Origin of the sequence: Peribacillus sp. NPDC060253, from assembly GCF_042727425.1 — a bacterium.
In the GTDB taxonomy this organism is placed as follows: Bacteria; Bacillota; Bacilli; order Bacillales; family DSM-1321; genus Peribacillus.
Window position 1 is genome coordinate 1 of record NZ_JBHXAS010000245.1, and the last position, 2,474, is coordinate 2,474.

Here is a 2,474-nt window from a genome sequence, read left to right on the forward strand (position 1 = left end):
AATTAGGATGTTTTTAAATAAGAAGTGAGTATTTACTTATAAAAAGTTGTTACAGCATTCACAAGTCATGAACTTGGGGAAGAGGAGAAGCCACTTACTAATTTGTACAAGTAGTGAACCTTTTTAGGTAAAATTTTTCTCAATGATGATGGGCCAATATAGTGAAATGGATCGTTCATGGCCATTTTTGAAAAGGAAAATCCTATAGTCTTTTTCATATTCAATGCTTCAGTTTACATAAAGCCATTCACTACAGCTTATTTATAAAAATCGATAATTTATAGTTTACATGCTTGTTTAAGTCTTCCAAAAATTGTTCTATCATTTTATTAGATGGAAATCTGCATGCCAGAAGGTAACAACCATCTCTACTGATTTTATAGTTATGTATTTTGTTCTTGAGTTTTTATGAACGACAGATAAGGTTGGTGATTAGTGCTTTGTGTAATGATAGTAATAAAAGCATGTATAAGACACCCTAATTTAACATTAATGGCATATCCCTCAATCACTCCATTATCTTCTAATTTGGCAACTCTAAATGCAGCTGCTTGACCGGTCAAAAGGACTTTCTCACTCAATTCTTTCATCGTGATTATATTTGCGAGCTAGCAATTAGATGCTTATTCGTGTGTATACTTAATTTTATGAAATATAATACTGTCTAAAGTGAGCAAAAAAATGACAGGGCTGAAGTATATCGCATTGTTAGAATCTTTTAAGGAGTTGTGAGAAACGGCGTTGGTTGAATCTTTACAAAAGGCGATAGACTAGATGGAAGAACATTTATTAGATCATATAACGATAGAAGACATTGCCAAACAAGCAAATGTATCTCCATTTCATTTTTAGCGCACATTTACGATCTTGACAGATATTTCTATTGGAGAATATCTTCGCCGGCGCCGTTTGACATTAGCAGTTCAAGAATTGTTTGGCGCTATCATAGACATTAGCTTTAAATATGGATACGATACTCCTGAGCTTTCTCAAAAGCTTTTCGTAAACAACATGGTGTTACGCCGAGTGAAGCACGAAAAGGAGTCGGAAAGTTGCAATCCTATAATCGACTGACTATACAGGTAAAACTGAAAGGAGCAGAACCAATGAAATATAAAATTATTGAAAAAGATACTTTTCAAGTGGTAGGAGTTAAACGAGAATGTTCATGTGATCCAGCATGTAATACAGAGAATGCTGGACTTCCGAGTATTGGAGAATTTTGGGGTGAAGTACATCAAAATGACACAGTCAATCAATTAATTCAATTAAATAATGGACAAATAAAAGGTCTATTAGGTATTACTGATAATTATAATGAGGAGAAAAACACAATCGACTACTGGATTGCTTCAGAACATAGTGGAGATGTGCCAGATGGACTTTCGAGTTTTGAAATACCTGCGTCCAAATGGGTCGTATTTGATGTTCAAGGACCTGCCCCAACCGCAATGATAAATACATGGAAGCAAATTTATTCAGAATGGTTTCCATCTAACAGCTATGAACCTGCCGATACTGCTGCAATTGAAGCATATATAGATTCGGATCTCTATAGTCCGAATTCAACTAACGAAATATGGGTTGCAATAAAATAAAAAAAAATAGATCACTGTTGCTAAACCATAAGGAAGTTAGTTTGCCTGGAAAACGCATAGAATTCTTTAATGAAAATAAAAGAAGCATTTACCCGTGGCGATACCGAATTTTATGGATCGAACGCTATCAGGATGTTCAAAGGACATTGTTAGGTAACCCCACCCATCCATATAAACTGATCTCGTAAAGTCGATGAAACAATGGGAAGTGAAGGAGACACGGACTTAAAGTAAACCAATTTCATTACACAAATAAAGGAGTTTTAACAGAAGATTTATTAAAACATATTTCTCCATTAGGCTGGGAGCATATCAAATTGTTAGGGGAGTACCGTTTTGATCCAAAAGGGTTTACTACTTTAGATTCATTAAGACCGTTGAACAACCAATAATAGTTATAAATACCGGTTACACCTTACCGTGGTGAAAACCGGTTATTTTTTTCTCGGATTTCCTTAGCGTTGTAAATTAGCGTTTTGCTGGTGGTACCCCTTATGGAGCTAACCTGCCCCGATAGTTCAAAAAGTGTATTTTTCCACTCGGTTTCTAATGTACAATAATAGTAAGAATCGTACATTCAAAAGGCCACCAATTTGGTGGCCTTCATAACTTTTCTTGCCTTATATATACTCATTTGAAAAATAAATGTTTATGTATCGTTTATGGTTAAGATCCAATGCTATGTTCTACTGCAGTATCCCAACTAGGAAAATAATACAATGCATTTTTCATTAACTCCGGATCTGACTTCTTTACCTCTTTCTTCCGAGGTGGCTTCCCTTCTTTTTCTACTAATTCAGAAATTTGATTCACGACTTCTTCAACACTCATATTTACTTCCATCACTGTTCCCTCCTTATTGTTATTATTTATATA

General features: G+C 34.8%; 2 protein-coding genes and 1 pseudogene. 1 reads left to right on the top strand and 2 read right to left on the bottom strand.

Annotation, left to right across the window (positions count from 1 at the left end):
* Positions 1-250 precede the first annotated feature (250 nt).
* A pseudogene (locus ACFWE9_RS26595) lies at positions 251-590 on the bottom strand (Lrp/AsnC family transcriptional regulator).
* Positions 591-1,106: 516 nt separating this feature from the next.
* Here ACFWE9_RS26595 and ACFWE9_RS26600 point away from each other — a divergent pair.
* A complete protein-coding gene (locus ACFWE9_RS26600; RefSeq protein ID WP_230156537.1) occupies positions 1,107-1,598 on the top strand; it encodes a GyrI-like domain-containing protein in 492 nt (163 codons plus the stop codon).
* Positions 1,599-2,264: 666 nt separating this feature from the next.
* Here the strand turns inward: ACFWE9_RS26600 and ACFWE9_RS26605 are convergent.
* On the bottom strand, positions 2,265-2,474 hold a 210-nt coding region (locus tag ACFWE9_RS26605), incomplete at its 5' end, for a hypothetical protein (protein WP_377359634.1).